This window comes from Chitinophaga sp., from assembly GCF_035538455.1.
Taxonomy (GTDB): Bacteria; Bacteroidota; Bacteroidia; order Chitinophagales; family Chitinophagaceae; genus Chitinophaga.
On sequence record NZ_DATLKJ010000249.1, the window covers coordinates 38,245 to 58,035 of the forward strand.

The 19,791-nt window shown below is 46.6% G+C and carries 21 protein-coding genes; 8 read left to right on the forward strand and 13 right to left on the reverse strand.

Annotation, left to right across the window (positions count from 1 at the left end; genetic code table 11):
- Positions 1-55: 55 nt before the first annotated feature.
- From pth to VM802_RS29150, 3 genes are all read right to left on the reverse strand, one after another.
- Positions 56-634 carry an aminoacyl-tRNA hydrolase gene (pth, locus tag VM802_RS29140; RefSeq protein WP_325537455.1) on the reverse strand — a complete coding sequence of 193 codons (579 nt, stop codon included), beginning with the start codon at positions 632-634 and terminating at the stop codon, positions 56-58.
- Positions 635-708: 74 nt separating this feature from the next.
- On the reverse strand, positions 709-1,299 hold the full coding sequence (locus tag VM802_RS29145) for a 50S ribosomal protein L25 (protein WP_325537457.1): 591 nt from the start codon (positions 1,297-1,299) through the stop codon (positions 709-711).
- 38 nt (positions 1,300-1,337) lie between these two features.
- Positions 1,338-2,288, reverse strand: a complete 951-nt coding sequence (locus tag VM802_RS29150; RefSeq protein ID WP_325537459.1) for a ribose-phosphate pyrophosphokinase — start codon at positions 2,286-2,288, stop codon at positions 1,338-1,340.
- 251 nt (positions 2,289-2,539) lie between these two features.
- Here VM802_RS29150 and radC point away from each other — a divergent pair, with 251 nt between their 5' ends.
- Together radC and VM802_RS29160 are read left to right on the forward strand one after the other, a co-directional pair.
- Complete coding sequence (radC, locus tag VM802_RS29155; protein WP_325537461.1) at positions 2,540-3,247, forward strand: RadC family protein; 708 nt, start codon at positions 2,540-2,542, stop codon at positions 3,245-3,247.
- 124 nt (positions 3,248-3,371) lie between these two features.
- Positions 3,372-4,358 carry a Gfo/Idh/MocA family protein gene (locus VM802_RS29160; protein WP_325537463.1) on the forward strand — a complete coding sequence of 329 codons (987 nt, stop codon included), beginning with the start codon at positions 3,372-3,374 and terminating at the stop codon, positions 4,356-4,358.
- On the opposite strand, the gene VM802_RS29165 is transcribed toward VM802_RS29160, so the two are convergent.
- From VM802_RS29165 to VM802_RS29180, 4 genes are all read right to left on the reverse strand, one after another.
- Positions 4,355-5,038, reverse strand: a complete 684-nt coding sequence (locus VM802_RS29165) for a 2-C-methyl-D-erythritol 4-phosphate cytidylyltransferase (protein ID WP_325537465.1) — start codon at positions 5,036-5,038, stop codon at positions 4,355-4,357. The two genes, VM802_RS29160 and VM802_RS29165, sit on opposite strands and share 4 nt — an antisense overlap.
- A gap of 105 nt (positions 5,039-5,143) precedes the next feature.
- Positions 5,144-6,193 carry a tRNA preQ1(34) S-adenosylmethionine ribosyltransferase-isomerase QueA gene (gene queA / locus VM802_RS29170; RefSeq protein ID WP_325537467.1) on the reverse strand — a complete coding sequence of 350 codons (1,050 nt, stop codon included), beginning with the start codon at positions 6,191-6,193 and terminating at the stop codon, positions 5,144-5,146.
- A 100-nt stretch (positions 6,194-6,293) separates the two neighbouring features.
- The gene (locus tag VM802_RS29175) at positions 6,294-8,042 is read right to left on the reverse strand and encodes an ABC transporter ATP-binding protein (RefSeq protein WP_325537469.1); all 1,749 of its coding nucleotides are present in this window, start codon (positions 8,040-8,042) and stop codon (positions 6,294-6,296) included.
- A 20-nt stretch (positions 8,043-8,062) separates the two neighbouring features.
- The gene (locus VM802_RS29180) at positions 8,063-8,833 is read right to left on the reverse strand and encodes an AMP nucleosidase (protein ID WP_325537471.1); all 771 of its coding nucleotides are present in this window, start codon (positions 8,831-8,833) and stop codon (positions 8,063-8,065) included.
- Between the two features lie 89 nt (positions 8,834-8,922).
- Between VM802_RS29180 and VM802_RS29185 the strand changes: the two genes are divergently transcribed.
- Positions 8,923-9,372, forward strand: a complete 450-nt coding sequence (locus tag VM802_RS29185; protein ID WP_325537473.1) for a type I restriction enzyme HsdR N-terminal domain-containing protein — start codon at positions 8,923-8,925, stop codon at positions 9,370-9,372.
- Positions 9,373-9,588: 216 nt separating this feature from the next.
- On the opposite strand, the gene VM802_RS29190 is transcribed toward VM802_RS29185, so the two are convergent.
- The 4 genes from VM802_RS29190 to VM802_RS29205 all read right to left on the reverse strand — a co-directional run bounded on the left by VM802_RS29190 (position 9,589) and on the right by VM802_RS29205 (position 12,767).
- The gene (locus VM802_RS29190) at positions 9,589-11,007 is read right to left on the reverse strand and encodes a Glu/Leu/Phe/Val family dehydrogenase (RefSeq protein WP_325537475.1); all 1,419 of its coding nucleotides are present in this window, start codon (positions 11,005-11,007) and stop codon (positions 9,589-9,591) included.
- Between the two features lie 49 nt (positions 11,008-11,056).
- On the reverse strand, positions 11,057-11,296 hold the full coding sequence (locus VM802_RS29195; RefSeq protein WP_325537477.1) for a CcmD family protein: 240 nt from the start codon (positions 11,294-11,296) through the stop codon (positions 11,057-11,059).
- Positions 11,293-11,955, reverse strand: coding sequence for a cytochrome c biogenesis protein CcsA (gene ccsA, locus VM802_RS29200; RefSeq protein ID WP_325537479.1), 663 nt, complete (start codon positions 11,953-11,955; stop codon positions 11,293-11,295). Before ccsA ends, VM802_RS29195 begins: the two co-directional genes overlap by 4 nt.
- A 143-nt stretch (positions 11,956-12,098) precedes the next feature.
- Positions 12,099-12,767 carry a heme exporter protein CcmB gene (locus VM802_RS29205; protein WP_325537481.1) on the reverse strand — a complete coding sequence of 223 codons (669 nt, stop codon included), beginning with the start codon at positions 12,765-12,767 and terminating at the stop codon, positions 12,099-12,101.
- A gap of 139 nt (positions 12,768-12,906) precedes the next feature.
- Here VM802_RS29205 and accC point away from each other — a divergent pair, with 139 nt between their 5' ends.
- A complete protein-coding gene (gene accC, locus VM802_RS29210) occupies positions 12,907-14,397 on the forward strand; it encodes an acetyl-CoA carboxylase biotin carboxylase subunit (RefSeq protein ID WP_325537483.1) in 1,491 nt (496 codons plus the stop codon).
- Between the two features lie 86 nt (positions 14,398-14,483).
- Positions 14,484-14,969, forward strand: coding sequence for a GtrA family protein (locus VM802_RS29215; protein ID WP_325537485.1), 486 nt, complete (start codon positions 14,484-14,486; stop codon positions 14,967-14,969).
- Positions 14,970-14,973: 4 nt separating this feature from the next.
- Here VM802_RS29215 and VM802_RS29220 read toward each other — a convergent pair whose 3' ends face one another.
- Positions 14,974-15,543 carry a thymidine kinase gene (locus VM802_RS29220; protein ID WP_325537487.1) on the reverse strand — a complete coding sequence of 190 codons (570 nt, stop codon included), beginning with the start codon at positions 15,541-15,543 and terminating at the stop codon, positions 14,974-14,976.
- A gap of 89 nt (positions 15,544-15,632) precedes the next feature.
- Here VM802_RS29220 and VM802_RS29225 point away from each other — a divergent pair, with 89 nt between their 5' ends.
- A complete protein-coding gene (locus VM802_RS29225; protein WP_325537489.1) occupies positions 15,633-16,448 on the forward strand; it encodes a DUF8457 domain-containing protein in 816 nt (271 codons plus the stop codon).
- Here the strand turns inward: VM802_RS29225 and VM802_RS29230 are convergent.
- The gene (locus tag VM802_RS29230) at positions 16,418-17,680 is read right to left on the reverse strand and encodes a 3-deoxy-D-manno-octulosonic acid transferase (protein ID WP_325537491.1); all 1,263 of its coding nucleotides are present in this window, start codon (positions 17,678-17,680) and stop codon (positions 16,418-16,420) included. The two genes, VM802_RS29225 and VM802_RS29230, sit on opposite strands and share 31 nt — an antisense overlap.
- Before the next feature lie 110 nt (positions 17,681-17,790).
- Here VM802_RS29230 and VM802_RS29235 point away from each other — a divergent pair, with 110 nt between their 5' ends.
- Together VM802_RS29235 and VM802_RS29240 are read left to right on the forward strand one after the other, a co-directional pair.
- Positions 17,791-18,930 carry a DegT/DnrJ/EryC1/StrS family aminotransferase gene (locus VM802_RS29235; protein WP_325537493.1) on the forward strand — a complete coding sequence of 380 codons (1,140 nt, stop codon included), beginning with the start codon at positions 17,791-17,793 and terminating at the stop codon, positions 18,928-18,930.
- On the forward strand, positions 18,927-19,791 hold an 865-nt coding region (locus VM802_RS29240), incomplete at its 3' end, for a UDP-glucose dehydrogenase family protein (protein ID WP_325537495.1). The genes VM802_RS29235 and VM802_RS29240, both read left to right, overlap by 4 nt.

Here is a 19,791-nt window from a genome sequence, read left to right on the forward strand (position 1 = left end):
CGTTTGTTTTAAAAGTAATTAAGCAGATAGTCTTTATTCATCTGATCTCTAAACCTCACTTCATAGGAAAAGTGATCTTGTTGTATTCATTCATTGTACGGGCTAATCCTATACTGGCGAAACTTTCAATAATTTCCACACATTTCGTAATCTTTTCCTGCACCACTGGTTCTTCTGTATTTTTCCATTTACTCAACACAAATTCTGCTTGTCTGCCTTTAGGGAAGTTATTACCAATGCCGAAACGCAGGCGCGGATACTGGTTACTACCCAGCGATTCCTGGATACTTTTCAGTCCGTTATGGCCAGCGTCGCTCCCCCCGGGACGCAAACGCAATACATCGAGTGGCAGAGCCAGCTCATCTACAATTACCAGTAGCTGCTCAAGTCCGATCTTCTCCTTATCCATCCAGTATTTGACAGCGCGGCCGCTGAGATTCATGTAGGTTGTTGGCTTGATCACAATAAACACTTTGCCCTTCCAGCGGCACTCTGTCACGTCAGCCAGCCGGTCATTGCTGAAAGTTGCGTTGTGCGCACCGGCGAATGCATCTGCTACATCAAACCCAATGTTGTGGCGCGTGTGCCTGTATTCCTCTCCTATATTGCCTAATCCTGCTATTAAGTATTTCATGACAGAAATTATCTCACTAAATTAAAAAGCCCTCCGCAAAGCGGAAGGCTTTTTTGAAAAATATTTCTAAAAGATTATTTCTTTTTACTGTCTTTTTCAGCAGTTGCCTCTTCCTGACGCAGCTGACGGGTCATTACCACAGAAGCGATAGGAATACGTGGAGAGTTGGTGATTTCGATACCTTCCACTTTCACGTCTTCAACACGGATGTTCTCATTCAGTTCAAGGTTATCGATGTTCACTTCGATATTCTCAACCAGGTGCTTAGGCAGAGCTCTTACTTTCAGCGCCTTCAGTTTGCTAACCAGTTTACCGCCGGCTTTAACACCAACAGACTGGCCTACCAGCTTAATAGGCAGGGTTACAGCTACAATTTTGTCATCAACCAACTCCATGAAATCCACGTGAGCCAGTTCATCTGTAACTACGTCAAACTGCAGATCTTTCAGTACGCATTTGTAAGTTTTATCACCCAGCTTGATTTCAGCGATCTGGAAATCTGGAGTGTAAACCAGATCTTTGAACGCTTTAGCAGGTGCTGAAAAGCTTACAGTATCTGCACCCCCGTAAATAACGCAAGGCACTTGCTCCTCAGAACGGATCTGGCGGGTGGCTTTTTTGCCGAATTCGCTCCTGAGTTGTCCTTCGATGGTTATTGTTTTCATTGTTTAAACAATTTATATTGATGATTAAAAATACTTTGTTAGTCCTGCCTGCGGTGACTGTGGATAAACAGGTTGGTAATGGATTTGTTCTCATGCATATTGCGTATCGCTACAGCAAACAAATCAGCCACAGTTATCACTTTCACCTTTGAGCTCTCCTGTCTGAGTGGAATGGTATCACATACTACCATCTCTTCCAGTACAGAGTTTTCGATATTCTCATACGCCTTACCACTGAAAACCGGGTGGGTACAAAATGCGCGGACACTTCTGGCTCCTTTTTCCTTCAGCAGGTTGGCTGCTTTAGTCAGTGTTCCTGCCGTGTCGCAGATATCGTCAATGAGCACAATGTCTCTATCCCTTACATCACCGATCACTACCATGGATGCTATCTCGTTGGCGCGCTTACGATGCTTATCGCAGATTACCATTTCAGCATTAAAGTAGGATGCTACCTCACGTACCCTATTGGTACTTCCAACATCAGGGGACGCAAAGGTAAGATTTTCCAGCTTCAATTTCTCTATATAAGGAATAAAAACTGCAGAACTGTCCAGGTGGTCTACCGGAATATCAAAGAAGCCCTGTATTTGCGGTGCGTGCAAGTCCATAGTAATCACCCTGTTAGCTCCTGCCGATGTCAGCAGGTTAGCCACCAGTTTAGACCCGATGGCAACACGGGGTTTGTCCTTCCTATCCTGACGCGCAAAGCCAAAATACGGGATTACAGCAGTAATATAGCCGGCTGATGCTCGTTTGGCCGCATCTATCATTAGCAGTAGTTCCATCAGGTTATCCGAAGGCGCATTGGTGCCTTGCACAAGAAAAACATAGTCCCCACGGATACTTTCCAGGAAAACCGGCTGAAACTCGCCATCACTGAACTTCTGAATTTTTACTTTACCAAGGCCGTTACCATATCTTCTGGCTATTTTCTCTGCCAGGGCCGGATTACTGTTGCCTGTGAAGATTTTTACTGAAGGTTGCATACTAGATACTAGTGGAAAAGAGGTGCGAAATTATGATTTTTGGGAGTACCAGCAATAATTTATTTTTCATTCAAATGACATATCACATAATAGCATAAATCATATTTTATTATTAACAAATAGATTAAATACAACTAAAAGCAAGACTAATTTTTTCTCAGCGCAACGGTTTCTAAATATAATATTAAAATGGGGGAAAGAGAAAAGAGAATAACTTGGTAGTTGTATATTTGGAGTAAACGGAACTGATCATGTTTGTTAACACCTCTCCCCTGCCACATATCGCCATTCATAAATGGGCTGAAGATGATCAGCCCCGCGAAAAACTCATCAGCAAAGGAGCCACTGCGCTCAGTGACGCCGAGCTGCTGGCCATCCTCCTGAATACAGGCCATAGGAGTAAGTCCGCTCTTGACCTCGCCAAAGAGATCCTGCGAATCGCAGATAACAACCTCTCCGAGCTGGGAAAAATAAGCATAAGACAACTCCAGAAACTACGGGGCATAGGATGCGCCAAAGCCGTAACCATCATGGCTGCCATGGAACTTGCCCGCCGCAGGCAAGCCGGTAACATACATAAGAAAACCGTGATCAGAAAAGGCGCCGACGCTGCGCTCTTCTTCAAGCCCCTGCTCGCCGATCTGGGCTTTGAAACATTTTACGTGATGTTCCTCAACAATGCCAGCAAAGTACTGCATTATCGCTGTATCAGCAGCGGCGGCATGACCAGCACCGTTGTGGACCCCAGGATCATTTTCAGGGAAGCACTGGAAATACAGGCCTCTAAACTGCTGCTCTGCCATAACCACCCTTCCGGCAGCCTGCGCCCCAGCCAGGCAGACATCCGGATCACACACCGGCTAAAAGATCTTGGGCAACTGCTGGACATCGAAGTACTGGATCATATCATTGTCTCTGAAAGTGGCTATTACAGCCTCGTTGAAGAGGGCATCATGTAATATCCATCGGCCGGATTCTTTCCGGACACCGTGCTATATCTCAGAACATAAATAAATTTCCACATACGAAAATCCGGAAATCCCTAAATGTGTTTACTTTCGCATTTATTTATTCAGATCCGGTATGCTCAAAATAGGACTCTTCGGGGTAGGACATCTAGGCAAAATACATCTTTCACAACTCGCGACCATGAAAGATGTAGAAGTTGTCGGCTTCTATGACCCCAGCAATGCAAATGCGGAAAGTGTAAGAGAGCTATACAATATCCCGCGCTTCACCGTGGCGGAAGAGCTGATACAAGTCGTAGACGCTATCGATATTGTAGCCCCCACTACCCTGCATTTCAAATTATGTGAGCTCGCCATCCGTAATGGCAAGCATATTTTTGTGGAAAAACCCATGACCAATACGATGGATGAGGCCAAAACACTGGTAAAACTGGTGGATGAGGCTAATATCAAATTTCAGGTTGGCCATGTAGAACGCTTCAATCCCGCATTCCTGGCCCTCAAAGGCTATGATCTCAATCCCATGTTTATTGAGGTGCACCGCCTTGCCGAATTCAATCCGCGTGGCACCGATGTCAGCGTGATCCTGGATCTTATGATCCACGACATCGATATTGTGCTGAGTATCGTGAAATCAACCGTAAACCGTATCTCTGCTAGCGGCGTAGCCGTTATGAGTGATACGCCGGATATTGCCAATGTGCGTATTGAATTCCACAACGGATGCGTAGCCAACCTCACTTCCAGCCGCATTTCCCTCAAGAAAATGCGTAAAATGCGCCTTTTCCAGAAAGATGCCTACATCGGGATCGATTTCCTGGATAAAAAATCCGAAATCATCAAACTCAAAACACCCGAAGACGAAGGCCTCTTCACACTCGATATCGAAACCAACAGCGGTAAAAAAACCATCGCTATCGATAATCCTGAAGTAAAACAATCTAATGCCATCCGCATGGAGCTGGAACTGTTCCGCGACAGTATCCTGCACAACAAACCAGTAGCCGTTAACGCTATTGACGGCCTCCAGGCACTTGACGTGGCACACCAGATATTACAGAAAATAAATAAGGGACTGAGCGAAACCGCCAAAAGCGTTTAATGGCTTTCACGCAGTGTCAGTAATTTTTCAGCGATCACCAGGTCCAGCGGCCTGGTGATTTTTATATTGGCTTCTTCACCGGGAATCAGATACACAGCGTGTCCCAGGCGTTCCACCACCGTTGCCTCGTCCGTAAACAACGGATCATAAGGAAGTTCAAATGCCGGCAGTATTAATTCCGACAGGAAAGTTTGCGGAGTCTGTATAATCTTAAAACGCTCACGGTCTACCGCCCTGTTCTTTTCTCCCTCTACTTCCCGTATACTATCTTTCATATCAATCACAGGAATGGCGCTACCATAGCTCAATGCAGCATCATAACAGTGACGGATCAACGACGCTGAGGCCAGCGGCCTTACACCATCATGTACAAACACAACTGCATCGCCACTCACCTGCTGCAGACCATTCTTTACTGAATGGAAGCGGGTTTCCCCCCCATTCACCACAATGATGTTCTGTCCGGTGAAATGTTGTAATACATTGCTGATGTGATCGGAATAGGCATCAGCAGATACCAGCACAATGCTTATATCCGGGAAAGCAGCTATAAAGGCTGCAATGCTGTGATATAATACGGGACGGCCAGCCAGGTCCAAAAACTGCTTGGGGACACTGCTCTGCATCCTTGTCCCGGTGCCTCCGGCCACGATAACCGCTACCTTGTTACGTTTATCCATATACTGTCGTGATACAGCTTTAATATATAAGATTACTACTTGTAGGTGAAGGGGCAAAAAAAATCCTCTGCCAGGCGGCAGAGGATCAGTAATGTACTAAGATCATCAGACAATCAGCATAGCATCGCCATAGCTGAAGAATCTGTATTTCTCTTTGATAGCCTGCTGGTATGCTTCCATGATCAGATCATAGCCTGCAAATGCACAGGTCATGATAAGCAAGCTGGTTTTAGGCAGATGGAAGTTGGTCACCAGCGCATTGGGAATAGCAAAGTCGTAAGGCGGATGAATAAAGGTGTTAGTCCACCCTTCAGCAGCCTTCAGCATGTTCTGCGCGGTTACAGAAGACTCAACAGCACGCACCGATGTAGTACCGATAGCACACACCTTGCGGTTCTCTTCTTTCGCTTTGTTCACCACTTTCACAGCATGCTCTTCAATGTGGAAATATTCAGCATCCATTTTGTGTTTGCTGAGGTCTTCCACTTCGATAGGACGGAATGTACCCAGCCCCGTATGCAACGTTACTTCAGCAAACTTAACACCTTTGATCTCCAGGCGTTTGATCAGCTCCCGGCTGAAGTGCAAACCTGCAGTAGGTGCAGCCACAGCGCCTTCGTATTTTGCATACACTGTCTGGTAACGCTCTTTGTCTTCTTCCTCTGGCTTACGCTTGATATACTTAGGCAACGGCGTCTCGCCCAGTGCATCCAGCACCTGCTTGAACTCATCATCGTTGCCTTCAAACAGGAAACGGATAGTACGTCCCCTGGATGTAGTATTGTCAATAACTTCAGCCACCAGCGACTCGTCATCACCAAAGTACAGCTTGTTGCCCACACGGATCTTACGTGCCGGATCAACGATTACATCCCATAAGCGATTCTGTTTATTCAGCTCACGCAGCAGGAATACTTCAATTTTTGCGCCTGTCTTCTCTTTACGACCATACAACCTCGCAGGAAATACCTTCGTATTGTTCACAATCATCACATCCTTGTCATTGAAATAGCCAAGGATATCCTTAAATACTTTGTGTTCAATTTTTCCGGTATTACGATGTACCACCATTAAACGTGATTCATCTCTCGTCTTGGAAGGGTGCTGTGCGATCAGATTTAAAGGAAGATCGAATTTGAACTGTGATAGTTTCATATTACGGTATGAATGATTTTTTTAGAGGGTGCAAAGGTATCGATTAATATCTGTTTCATCAAAAAATGATTTAACATCATACCAATCAAATATTTATATATTAAATACCCTTCGGTATTGCTGCTATCAGCTGTTGTGTGTAGGGATGCACCGGATGGTTATACACCTCGTCAGCAGGTCCGGTTTCCACAATCCTGCCTTTCTGCATCACCATGATACGATCACTTATAAAACGTACCACCGACAGATCATGTGATATGAAGATACAGCTGAAACCAAACTCCTCACGCAACCCGATCAGCAGGTTCAGTACCTGAGCCTGCACACTCACATCAAGTGCAGCAACCGACTCATCGCAAATAATAAAAGAAGGATCAACTGCCAATGCTCTCGCTATCACAATACGTTGCCGCTGGCCCCCTGAAAACTCATGCGGGTAACGGTTATAGAACTCCGCCTTCAGATTCACCTTTTCCAACAACTCCAGCACTTTCTCTTTCTGTGTATTTTCACGGCCATGTAATCCATGTACCTGCATAGGTTCCAGTATAGCCGCACCCACAGTCTGCCGCGGATCAAGAGAAGCGTAAGGGTCCTGGAAGATCAGCTGCATATCCTTCCGCAGATCCCGCATGGCCCTGCCAGATAAACTCCGCAACTCCTGCCCTTTATAAACAATACTTCCCCCCGTTGGTTCTATCAGCCTTAATAAAGATCGGCCCAGTGTAGTTTTTCCACATCCAGACTCTCCTACCAGGCCTAATGTTTCCCCGGCAGTAAGAGAGAAACTCACATCATCTACCGCTTTGAACCATTGCTGCACCTTACCCGCAAAACTTTTCTTTACAGGAAACCAGGTCTGCAGATGATGAACTTCCAACAGCGGCAGGCTGTTCTCCAACTGCCGGCGTCGTGCCTGTAATGCTTCCTCGCTGATCACGAGCGAATTTATCAGGTCCTTTACAGCCCCTGCTTTTTCGTATAGCCGGCCATGTGAGTCGGTATCCATGAAGTCGCGGGTAACAGGCAGCCTCACCAACCGCTTATCCAGCGGAGGACGGCAGGCCAGCAGCCCTTTGGTATATGGATGCTGCGGTGCATGAAATACCTGGCTCACCTCCCCTTCTTCAACAATATCCCCCTTATACATCACGATCACCCTGTCGGCAATTTCGGCCACCACGCCCAGATCATGTGTAATAAACAATACGCTCATATCCATCTGCTGCTGTAATTCTTTCAGCAGGAGCAGGATAGCTTTTTGTACTGTTACATCCAGTGCGGTAGTGGGTTCATCTGCAATCAGCAGGCGGGGATTACAGGAAATAGCCATGGCAATCATCACACGTTGTTTCTGTCCGCCAGACAACTCATGCGGATAATGGTTCATGATGGATGGAGGATCAGGGAGCTTAACTTTTTCAAACAATGCGATAGCCTCTGCACGCGCGGCTTCACGGGATATATGCTTATGTAACCGGATGGCTTCGGAGACCTGCGCACCACAGGTATGCAAGGGGTTTAGGGAGGTCATGGGTTCCTGAAAAATCATCGCGATTTCATTGCCGCGGTAAGCCCTCATTTCAGCGTCAGTCAGTTGTAACAGGTCTGACTGGGATTCATCTTCATGCCGGTACAATATCCGGCCATGTGTGGCACTTCCTGGCGACTGCACCAGGCGCATGAGCGAGAGAGCCGTTACAGACTTACCTGAACCGGATTCTCCCACTACGCCGACAATTTCTCCCTTCCCGATTGTAAGGGAAATATGATTTACAGCCCTGGTTATTGTATTACGGGCATGGAAAGTAACTTCCATGTCCTGGATCTCTACCCGTGAAGAATGCATAACGGGAAGATACAACAATTCTAAAAACGCAGGTGCTTCACGGTCTGGTGGCTGTCGATCAGTTTCTGTAATGAATCGATACCTACCTTCAGGTGGCGTTCTACAAATTTAGTTGTGACCTTCTTATCGCTTTCTTCTGTTTTCACACCTTCCGGTATCATGGGCTGATCAGAAACCAGCAGCAGAGCACCGGTAGGGATCTTGTTAAAGAAGCCTACAGAAAAGATAGTAGCTGTTTCCATATCCACAGCCATTGCTCTTACACGCTCCAGGTATAGTTTGAATTCAGCGTCATGCTCCCATACCCGACGGTTTGTTGTATAACAAGTACCTGTCCAGTAATCATGTCCGGAATCACGGATAGTGGTGGAGATAGCCTTTTGCAGCGCAAACGCAGGCAGCGCAGGCACTTCAGGAGGAAAATAGTCGTTGGAGGTACCTTCTCCTCTGATAGCTGCAATAGGCAGAATCAGATCTCCGATAGCGTTCTTCTTCTTTAACCCACCGCATTTCCCCAGGAATAATACCGCCTTGGGGGAAATGGCTGAAAGCAGATCCATAACAGTTGCAGCACCGGGACTTCCCATACCGAAGTTGATAATGGTAATATCGCCAGCTGTTGCACACTGCATGGGCTTTCCAGCGCCAATAACTTCAACGTCATTCCACTCGGCAAATAATGTCAGATAATTACTGAAATTGGTGAGGAGGATGTGGGAGCCAAAATTCTCCAGCTTTTCACCTGTGTAGCGGGGCAGCCAATTAGCTACAATTTCTTCTTTTGTCTTCATAGCCTTTTGACACGCAAATATAAGGTTTTTGCCGCTAATCTCCATATTTAGGCCCTATCTTCGCAATATTCATAAAACCGTAACAAGTATTGATCGCGATTAACTTCCCGGCCCCGGACTTTAAAATAGTGAATGAAGCAGGCAAAGAACTGATCTTTGACCGCTTCCGGAAAAAGTATGTTGTGCTTACGCCCGAAGAATGGGTGAGACAGAATTTTCTGAATTACCTGGTGAAAACACTGTTGTATCCGCAATCATTAATAGGTATAGAGAAAGAGATATTACTGGGAGAGATGAAAAAACGATTCGATATTGTAATATACAACCGGGAAATGCAGCCCTGGATGCTGGTGGAATGTAAGGAGATGAACGTTCCCCTTTCTCAACAGACGCTGGAACAGGTAGTGCGCTATAATATGGTGATTCCTGCCGCTTTTCTTACAATTACCAACGGAGTAAATACATTCTGCTGTACCTACAGCAGCGGACAGCAGTGGCGCTTCCTGGAGGAATTGCCTGGATACCCGGAAAGATCTTGATAACTTTAAATAACTACACACCCCCTGTATACACCTCCGCATCAATTCCGCCTATCCCTATGTATTCCAGTACCGGCGCCGGGTCCACGGTGGTAATTTTCTACCAGGAACAACCCGATCCCGTAAAGACGAGCATAGAATATCAAGATAAAAAGGAAGCCTCGCGTAGTTATTACGCGAGGCTTCCTTTTTATCTTGATATTCTTTCGTTGCAAATCAAGGGAAGATACCCAATTGCTCGTAAGCAGCACCCACTTTGTTGATTGCGCATACATAGGCAGCAGTACGCATATCATGGATCTGCGGATTAGCGATCATTACATCGCGTACTTCGTGCAGTGCGGTGTGCATGGTTTCTTCCAGGCCAGAGTAAACCAGATCCACTTCATCAGCACCATGTGCAATGAATTTCCTTTCCTGGTCAGATACTTTCTTACCAGTCAGTTCTTCAATTGTCTGAAGGATGTGGATGTTCATGTTCTCATCGAAGCGTTTGCCGAGACGGCCATAACGTACGTGACTGAGGTTTTTCAGCCATTCGAAATAAGAAACGGTAACACCGCCGGCATTCAGGAACATGTCAGGCACTACGATCACACCTTTCTTGTTCAGGATTTCGTCTGCTTCAGGCGTCAGCGGACCATTGGCAGCTTCACCGATGATCTTGGCTTTAACGTTAGGAGCATTGTGTTTATCAATTACATTTTCCAGTGCAGCAGGAATCAGGATTTCGCATTCCAGTTCCAGACCGTCTGTGTTTTTATTGAGCAGTGTGGAGCCAGGGAAGTTAACGATAGAGCCGGTTTCTTTCTTATGCTTCATTACGTCTTCAGGATTGAGGCCATTTTCATTGAAAATAGCGCCATCCCATTCGATCAGGCAGATAACCTTAGCACCTGCTTCGTGGAAGTATTTGGCAGCATGATAACCCACGTTACCCATACCCTGAACAATCACTCTCTTACCTTCTATACCGGTAGTGAGGCCAAGGCGGTCCATGTCTTCCTTGATATTGCACAGTTCGCGCAGACCGTAGAACACACCCAGACCGGTTGCTTCAGTACGGCCACGCACACCACCCTGGGAAACAGGCTTACCGGTTACGCAACCATAGCCATCAATTTCGCCCGGACGGAGGCTCATGTAAGTATCCAGGATCCAGCTCATTTCCCTTTCGCCTGTACCGTAGTCAGGAGCAGGAACGTCTGTGCCGGGACCAATAAAGTTTTTCTTCACCAGTTCAGCAGTATAGCGGCGGGTAATAGCTTCCAGCTGGAACGGAGTATAATTGCGGGGATTGATTTTGAGACCACCTTTTGCACCACCAAAAGGCACGTTCACGATCGCGCATTTGTAGGTCATCAGAGAAGCCAACGCCATCACTTCATCCTGGTTCACTTCGTCACTAAAACGGATACCACCTTTACAAGGCAGTTTGTGATGAGAGTGCTGCACACGGTATGCTTCTATTACCTGTACTGAATCACCAATTCTTACAGGGAATTTAATCTGGTATACAGCGTTGCAGGCTTTGATCTGCTCAAGGATACCTTTGTCCCATTTGGTGAATACAGCTGCTTTGTCGAAACTTCTTTCCACACTCTGGAAAAAGCTATAATGCTGATCTTGCGACATAATATGGATTTGTTTTGGTATAATGATTAGAATGTTAGCTTATGTTAGCTCATGGATTGCTCTTTTCCCGTTGTTCCAGCCTGCTGATCTTTCTGTCGATACTGATGAGAAACAGGATAATGCCCAGGAAGATGATCACTAAAACACCTACTATCACATAAATTTTACCGTTGCTGCGGAAAAACTCATTAACAGGCCCGGACTCAGTGTTCTGCTGTTGCGCATTTGCCAGCACTGATACCAGTAACAGTAGCAGCGTTAGGCAATATGAAAATGCTTTATTGATCATTTAAAAATATTTTTAAGCTCTAGTTTTTTATAACGCACCACCAGTGAAAAGATCCATACGCTCAGCAGCGTCCATCCGATAAAGGCAGGATACAATACCATTTTCATCGTGCCGCTCGTGTCCTTAGAAGCGAACCCCGGAGTGGAGGCACTGCCGGGATGCAGCGAGTCCACCATACGGGGGATAATATAGGTGAGCGGAATAAGCAGTGCAAATGCGAAGATGTTGAAAACTGCGGATATGCGTGCCCGTTTGTCCAAGTCATGAATGGACATGCGCAGCACAAGATAAGCCATGTATATCAGGATCGCGATAGCCGTGCAGATCTGCTTGGGATCATCTGTAAGGGTACCACCCCATGTGTAGGTAGCCCACAGCGATCCGGTGGCAAACCCCAGCACGCCAAAAAAGGTACCCACCCTGGCGGCGCTGGAGGCAATCACATCTTTCTTCAGATCGTATTTGGAAAGGAAAAGGAGAGAGTTAACAACAGATATGGTAAACATCGTATACATGCATATCCACATCGGCACGTGAAAGAACAATCCGCGGGATGACTGTCCGTTGGTTCCTATTATAGGTATCTCAATAGTAAACCCGGCGATAATTACATAAATCAGCAGCAGTATCGCTAATGCTTTCCACCAATGTCTGGCCATTTTTTAACAGCTATATTCGGGGGCAAACCTACACGTTTTATCCTTAATCACAAAGATTTTAGGGGATTTTAAGTTTATCAAACATCCCTAAATTCCTGTTAAAATTCGTTCATATAAGTGATGGATTTCTTTGATATTTCGAATCAGTCCTTCCAAAGGAAGGGGAAAAGAATCATAGTAAGACCAATAATAAGGACATCCATACCTCCTAACAGCAGAAACATTTTCGGAAGGCCAGGTTGATATACGGTTACAAATGCAGACAGGGAGATGTTGGCCAGCAGCATCAGCACAGGCAGCACCAACGGGAACCCCATTACAGCCATTAATGCCGCATTGTGGTTGGCCTGGGCCGCAATCGCGGCCAGCACAGTGAAGAGCAACGAAAGGCTGGTGCCACCCAGCAACACTATACCGGTGAAATAAGCCGCATTGTTGAGCGGATTACCGAGAAATACCATACTGCATCCCAGCGCAATCAAACTCATAATCACCATCAGGATCACATTGTATATCAGTTTGGCGGCAATAAAGTTACGCGGATGCACCAGGGAATAGAAATAAAGCAGGCGCCCGCGACTCTCCTGCATAAAGCTCTTGGCAATAGCATTCACCGCAACAAACAGCTGTATCACCCAAAACAGGGCATTCCATAGTTTATCTTCCGGCTTACCCATCATCAGGTTAATAACAAACACAGTAGACAATATATATAGCAATACCCCATAAAATGCATACTGCTGGCGTAATTCCAGCAGCAAATCCTTTTTAACGAGCGTCACTATCTGTTGAACGGAATTTCCTTGTTTCATGATCAGGGGCAAAGATAGACAAAAATGGAGTTAGCCGTGAGCGATTAGTCCGTTATGTATTTTTAAGTATATTAGCCCCCTGTTAAAAAATTGCTTTGGGCATATTGCCTAAAAGCAGCATGCTTAAAGCAGAAAAGCTATGAAAAAAATCCTGGTTGCCAATCGTGGGGAAATAGCATTGCGCATTATGCGCTCTGCACATGAGATGGGCATTAAAACGATAGCCATATATTCAGAAGCCGATCGCACCATGCCATTTGTGCAATATGCAGATGAAGCAGTGTGTATAGGACCAGCACCCTCCAACCAGTCGTACCTGTTGGGAGAAAAAATCATCGCCATTGCAAAAGAAAAAGGCGCAGATGGCATACATCCCGGTTATGGCTTTCTGAGTGAAAATGCCCGCTTCGCGCAACAGGTAACAGATGCGGGTATCACTTTCATAGGCCCTTCTGCCGCTTCCATTGAAGTGATGGGCAGCAAGCTCGCCGCTAAACAGGCAGCACAGAAATTTGGCGTCCCGATGGTGCCAGGTACGGAAACACCTCTCCGTAGTGTGGAGGAAGCCCGTGAAGTGGTGAAAAAAACAGGATTCCCAATACTGATAAAGGCTTCTGCCGGTGGCGGTGGTAAAGGTATGCGTATCGTTAATGCCCCGGAAGAACTGGATGAGCAGATCAGACTAGCTAAAAGTGAGGCACTGAACGCATTTGGGGATGATGCTGTCTTTATTGAGAAATATGTAGGTTCACCTCGACATATAGAAATACAAATCCTTGGCGACCGTCATGGCAACTGCGTATATCTTTTTGAAAGAGAATGTTCTATTCAGCGCCGGCATCAGAAACTGATTGAAGAAGCACCATCATCCTGTCTTACACCCGCTATCAGGGCTGCAATGGGACAATGTGCCGTGGACGTAGCCAAAGCCTGTAACTATTATGGCGCAGGTACTGTAGAGTTTCTGGTAGATGATCAGCTGAATTTTTATTTCCTGGAAATGAATACCCGCCTGCAGGTAGAACATCCTGTAACAGAGCTGATTACCGGGCTGGATCTCGTAAAAGAGCAGATTCGTGTTGCACGCGGAGAGAAGTTATCATTCACACAGGAAAGCCTGAAGATGAATGGTCATGCCATTGAGCTGCGCCTCTGTGCTGAAGACCCGATCAACAACTTCCTGCCTGATACAGGAAAACTGGAAACCTACGTACGGCCACAAGGCTACGGTGTGCGTGTAGACGATGGCTACGAACAGGGCATGGATATTCCTATATACTACGATCCTATGATCGCAAAACTCATTGCCTGGGGCAACGACCGTGAAGAAGCCCGTCACCGGCTTATCCGTGCGATCGATGAATACCAGGTAAAGGGAATACGCACCACGCTTCCCTTTGGCCGCTGGGCATTACAACAACCGGCCTTTATTGAAGGAAAGTTCGACACCCACTTTATCAGCAGGTATTTTACGCCGCAGGCACTACAGGAAACAGATCCTGATACAGAGAAAATGGCGGCGTTGCTGGCCGCACACATATGGCAGCAGGATAATTTAACTTTACAGCAAGCCCAGCGCAATTCGGCCCCACATTCATCTGCATGGAAAAAGCGCAATATGTTAAGATAAAAGTTAAAGTACTTCCGAAAAAAAATCAAAAGGGCTAACTTGCGGCAGTTTTTTTTCACACATGCACGCATGTTACTTTGTCATATATGATACGTAGTATTATATTACAGATACTTGATTTCTTCTATCAGCCGTTCTCCCGGTTTATGCCGAGACAGACCTTCCGTTATCTTGCCTGCGGAGGAAGTAATACGCTGCTGGATATATTCCTGTATTTCATTTCCTATAATTACATCCTGCGCCACCAGATCGTACACCTTCCCTTTATCGATATCAGCGCGCATATAGCAGCCCTGTTTATGGCGATGGCTGTGACGTTCCCAACCGGCTTCTTGCTCAGCAAATATGTGGTATTCTCTGACTCCAATATTCGCGGGCGTATTCAGCTGCTTCGTTATTTCATACTGGTAGCCATCTGCATCATGCTCAATTATGTGTTCATGAAGTTTTTTGTAGACCACCTGCATTTCTATCCTACCATAGGAAAGATCTGTACAACCGTACTGGTGGTTGCATTCAGCTATCTGACACAAAAGAAATTTACCTTTAAGGTGAAAACAACAAACAGCTAGCAACTTATTTCACTTCATAATAGCAATGCCTGCATCTTGGCTCGTACAGGTCTTTTTCTCCTAAAAGAAAAGTGTCTGTGGAAGAAGATTTACGATAAGAGTAATTAGCAATGTTGCCGCACTTCACACATATGGCGTGCAACTTGGTTATATAATCTGCCTTTGCGAGCATAAAAGGCATTTGTCCGAAGGGTTTACCCATAAAATCCATGTCCAGGCCAGCCACAATCACCCGTATGCCCCGTAGCGCCAGCTGATCGCATACAGCAGGAAGCTCCGCATCAAAAAACTGTGCTTCGTCTATCCCAACCACATCCGCCTCCTGCGCCAGCAGCAATATTTGCTGGGAATTCTCCAGCGGCGTAGATACAACGGCATTTTCATCATGAGATACAATACTGCCTTCATCATAACGGAGATCTACTGAGGGCTTAAAGATTTCTACCTTTAAATTAGCTATGCGTGCACGTTTCAGGCGGCGAATCAGCTCCTCGGTTTTTCCGGAAAACATAGAGCCGCATATTACTTCAATCCAGCCCCTCCGTCCTCCTGCAAGAGAAGGTTCAATAAACATATTGTATTATTTTGATTATTAATTAATTAAAATAGTCTAATTTTATGCAAATAAAATAATTTCTCTCACAAAGCGTTAACAATTAAGGCATGGAAAAAATAAGTGCATTAATTGACAAGTTACAGGAATTGAGAAATTCCGATGCTGACCTGCAGACCCTCTCGTATTACGTACAGTTGCTGCAGGCTGAAGTGTTGCATGCCCGTAATAAGCAGCATCAACAGCAAGTACAGCAGCGGCAAAGTAATATAGCGGTGATTATGCCGGGCCAGCAACCGGTGACCATTACACCACCGCAAACTACAACATTACCCGCAGATAAACCGGTTGTTCCTGTAAATGAATCTCCGGAGCCACCAGTTAAACCTGCACCGGTGGCCGCCCCACAACCAGAACCACAGCCCATAACTGCGGAAACACGACCAGATGTTGTGGAAAGTAAACCCGCTCCTCTTCCACCCCCCAAAGAAAAACCGGTGGCTGCAACACTCTTCGATCAGGTAGATGCACCTGCTGCTCCCGCACCAGCGCCTGCTCCATCTGAGCCACAACAAAATGTGAATGGCATCCGAAAGGAACTGAATGAGCTCGTGGGAAACAACGGGACCTCTCTCAACGACCACCTGCGTCAGCAACAGGTGGAAATAGCACAGAAACTGGGAGATATGCCTGTAAAGGATCTCAAGAGCGCTATCGGTATCAACGACAAGTACCAGTTCATCCAGGAGCTTTTCCGTGGCGACACTGACCTCTACGAGCGTTCTGTTAAAACGATCAACGAGTGCAGCTCCCTCCAGGAAGCTGATTACTGGATACAGCGCGAGATCAAGATCATACAGGGATGGCAGGATGACCATCACCTGGTGCAGCAATTTTATGCTTTGCTAAGGAAACGCTTCTCCTGAATATATTCCAGAATCTTCCCTGTAGCCCCTTTGCCGGTATCAACATAGTGGCCGGCAATTGTAGCCGTCGCTTCATAAAAAGCCCGGTCCTCCAACAGTGACTTCATATAGGCATTAAAGTTATCCAATCCATTAACCGGTAACGCTCCTTTCAGCGCCACCAGTTCTACGGCTTCGAAGTACTTGCTGTATTCCGGGCCAATAATCACCGGCTTGCTGTAGGCAGCCGGTTCCAGCAGATTATGTATTCCGTCTTTACCAAATCCCCCGCCTACATAGGCAATAAATGCATAACGATACAGGGCTGTCAGCATGCCGATGTTATCAATAATTAATACCCTCGCAGCTACAAAAGCTCCACTATCCAGCTCCGTATAGGTTATGGCATCCGGAAAGAGGCCCCGGATATGCCTGATGTGATCCTGGTGGATCTCGTGAGGGGCAATGATAAGCTTCACATCCGTATGAGATTGCTGACGCCACCAGGCGGCCAGCAGTTCTTCGTCTTCAGGCCAGGTGCTACCGGCTACCAGCAGCCTGTTGCTGTCCGCAAAGCTTTCCACAACAGGCAGATTCCGGTGTTCCTGCAAAAGCGCTGCCACGCGGTCAAAGCGGGTGTCCCCGCTCAGGCTGGCATTATGCAGGCCGATTCCTTCAAGCAGCTGTAGCGATGCTCTATTCTGTACAAAGATGTGCGTAAGCTGGCGTAACAGCTTCCTGAACATACTCCCATATCCTTTGAAAAAGACCTGTCCCGGGCGGAAGATGCCCGATACCAGCAGGGTAGGTATTTTACGTGTATACAACACCGTTAGGAAATGATACCAGAACTCATACTTGACGAATATAGCGAGGGCGGGCTTTGTGATCTCTATAAAATCACGGGCATTGGCAGCGGTGTCCAAGGGAAGGTAATACACATAATCAGCCCCTTTGTAGTCTTTCCGCACTTCATATCCCGAAGGGGAAAAAAAAGTTAACAGAATTTTATAGGTCGGATATTGCGACCTGATAGCCTCCAGTACCGGTCGTCCCTGCTCAAATTCACCCAGGGAAGCGGCGTGGATCCAGACAAGAGGCTGGCTGCCTGCTCCGTCCCGGGTCATGCGCAAGCGCCAGTCCTGCCTGCCTTTGAGCCAGCTGGCCGCTTTTGCTTTGCCGGTCAGGGCAGCGAGTTTTACGCCTGCCTGGTATAACCGGATTCCTGTATTATAAATGATCGTTGCTAACATCCGCTTCCGTACTTTTACTGAATTTTTTTGGCTACGTAAAGATAATCACCAGCCAATCCCAAAATTTGTAAATTTGCACACTTTAAACAAAATAAAAATATACATAGCATATGGTGCCTATTCAGATGGTTGACTTGAAACGCCAGTATAAGAAGATTAAACCGCAGGTTGATGAAGCCTTACTCGAGGTGCTGGAAAGCGCTGCTTTCATTAACGGAGGGCCCGTGCAGCGCTTTGCAGAAGAGCTTCAGCAATACCTGGACATAAAGCATGTGATTCCCTGCGCGAATGGCACCGATGCATTACAGATAGCCATGATGGCGCTTGGCCTTCAACCTGGCGACGAAGTGATCACACCTTCTTTCACCTTCATTGCAACGGCAGAGGCGATCGCATTACTGCAGCTGAAGCCTGTTTTCGTGGATGTAGATCCCAAAACATATTGCCTCGATATAGCCCAGGTGGAAAGGGCCATTACCCCCAAAACCAAAGCTATCGTGCCTGTGCACCTGTACGGGCATGTTGCAGATATGGAACCGCTGATGGCGGTAGCTGCAAAGCATAACCTGTACGTTATTGAAGATAACGCCCAGGCTATCGGCGGCGCCTATACATTCAGTGACGGCAGTATTAAAAAGGCCGGTACTATTGGCCATATCGGCTGTACATCTTTCTTCCCATCCAAGAACCTGGGATGCTACGGAGATGGCGGCGCATTGTTCACCAACGATGATGCCCTGGCAGCGCAAATCAGGATGGTAGCCAATCACGGCCAGTCAGCCCGCTACTATCATGATGTAGTAGGCTGCAATTCCAGGCTGGACACCCTGCAGGCAGCAGTATTGCGGATCAAACTGCCATTGCTGGACGAGTACATTAAAGCCCGCCGCGCCGTTGCAGACGCATACGACGCCGCTTTTGCAGAGATACCACAGATTACCACACCATACCGCGCACCAAACAGCCACCACGTGTTCCATCAGTACACGCTGCAACTGAATGGAGCAGACAGGAATGAACTACAGAAATTCCTCCAGGAAAAACAGGTGCCTTCCATGATCTACTACCCAGTTCCCGCCCACCAGCAGAAAATGTTTGAGCACTTTGGCAGCGCTTCCTTTGACTTACCCATAACCGATCAACTCACCACTAAGGTGATTTCCTTGCCAATACACACTGAAATGGACAGTGATCAACTGGATCACATTATTCACTCTGTCAAATCATTTCTAAACCAACACCCCGCATGAAGATTACAGTAGTAGGCACCGGTTATGTAGGTCTTGTAACCGGCACCTGTTTCGCAGAAACAGGTAATGAAGTGACCTGTGTGGACATTGATGCCGAGAAGGTAAAAAAATTATCCGCTGGTCAGATTACGATCTACGAACCAGGACTGGAAAAATTATTTGAGCGTAACCTGAAGGAAGAACGCTTGTTTTTTACCACCAGCCTGGAAGAAGGTATAAAAAATGCGGAAGTGATTTTCCTTGCCCTTCCAACGCCACCAGGCGCTGACGGATCTGCTGACCTTTCATTTGTACTCAAAGTGGCAGACCAGCTCGGCAGAATCATCACTGATTACAAAGTGATCGTGGATAAGAGCACAGTACCTGTTGGTACTGCGGAGAAAGTGATAGCGGCCATCGCCAAAAACAGCAAAACAGAATTTGATGTGGTATCCAATCCTGAATTTCTGCGTGAAGGCGTAGCTGTTGAAGATTTTATGAAACCGGACAGGGTGGTGATCGGCACCAACTCAGAACGCGCCCGCAAAGTAATGGGCGAGCTGTATGCGCCATTTGTAAGGCAGGGGAACCCTGTGATATACATGGATGAAAAATCCGCTGAGCTCACCAAATACGCCGCCAACTCATTCCTCGCCACCAAGATTTCGTTTATGAACGAAATCGCAGTATTATGTGAAAAACTGGGTGCAGATGTGGACATGGTCCGCCGGGGTATCGGCAGCGATGATCGTATCGGCAAACGCTTTCTCTTTCCTGGTATAGGTTACGGCGGCAGCTGTTTCCCCAAAGATGTTCAGGCGTTGGTAAAATCATCCGAAGATGCACAGTATGATTTTAAAATACTGAATGCGGTAATGGACG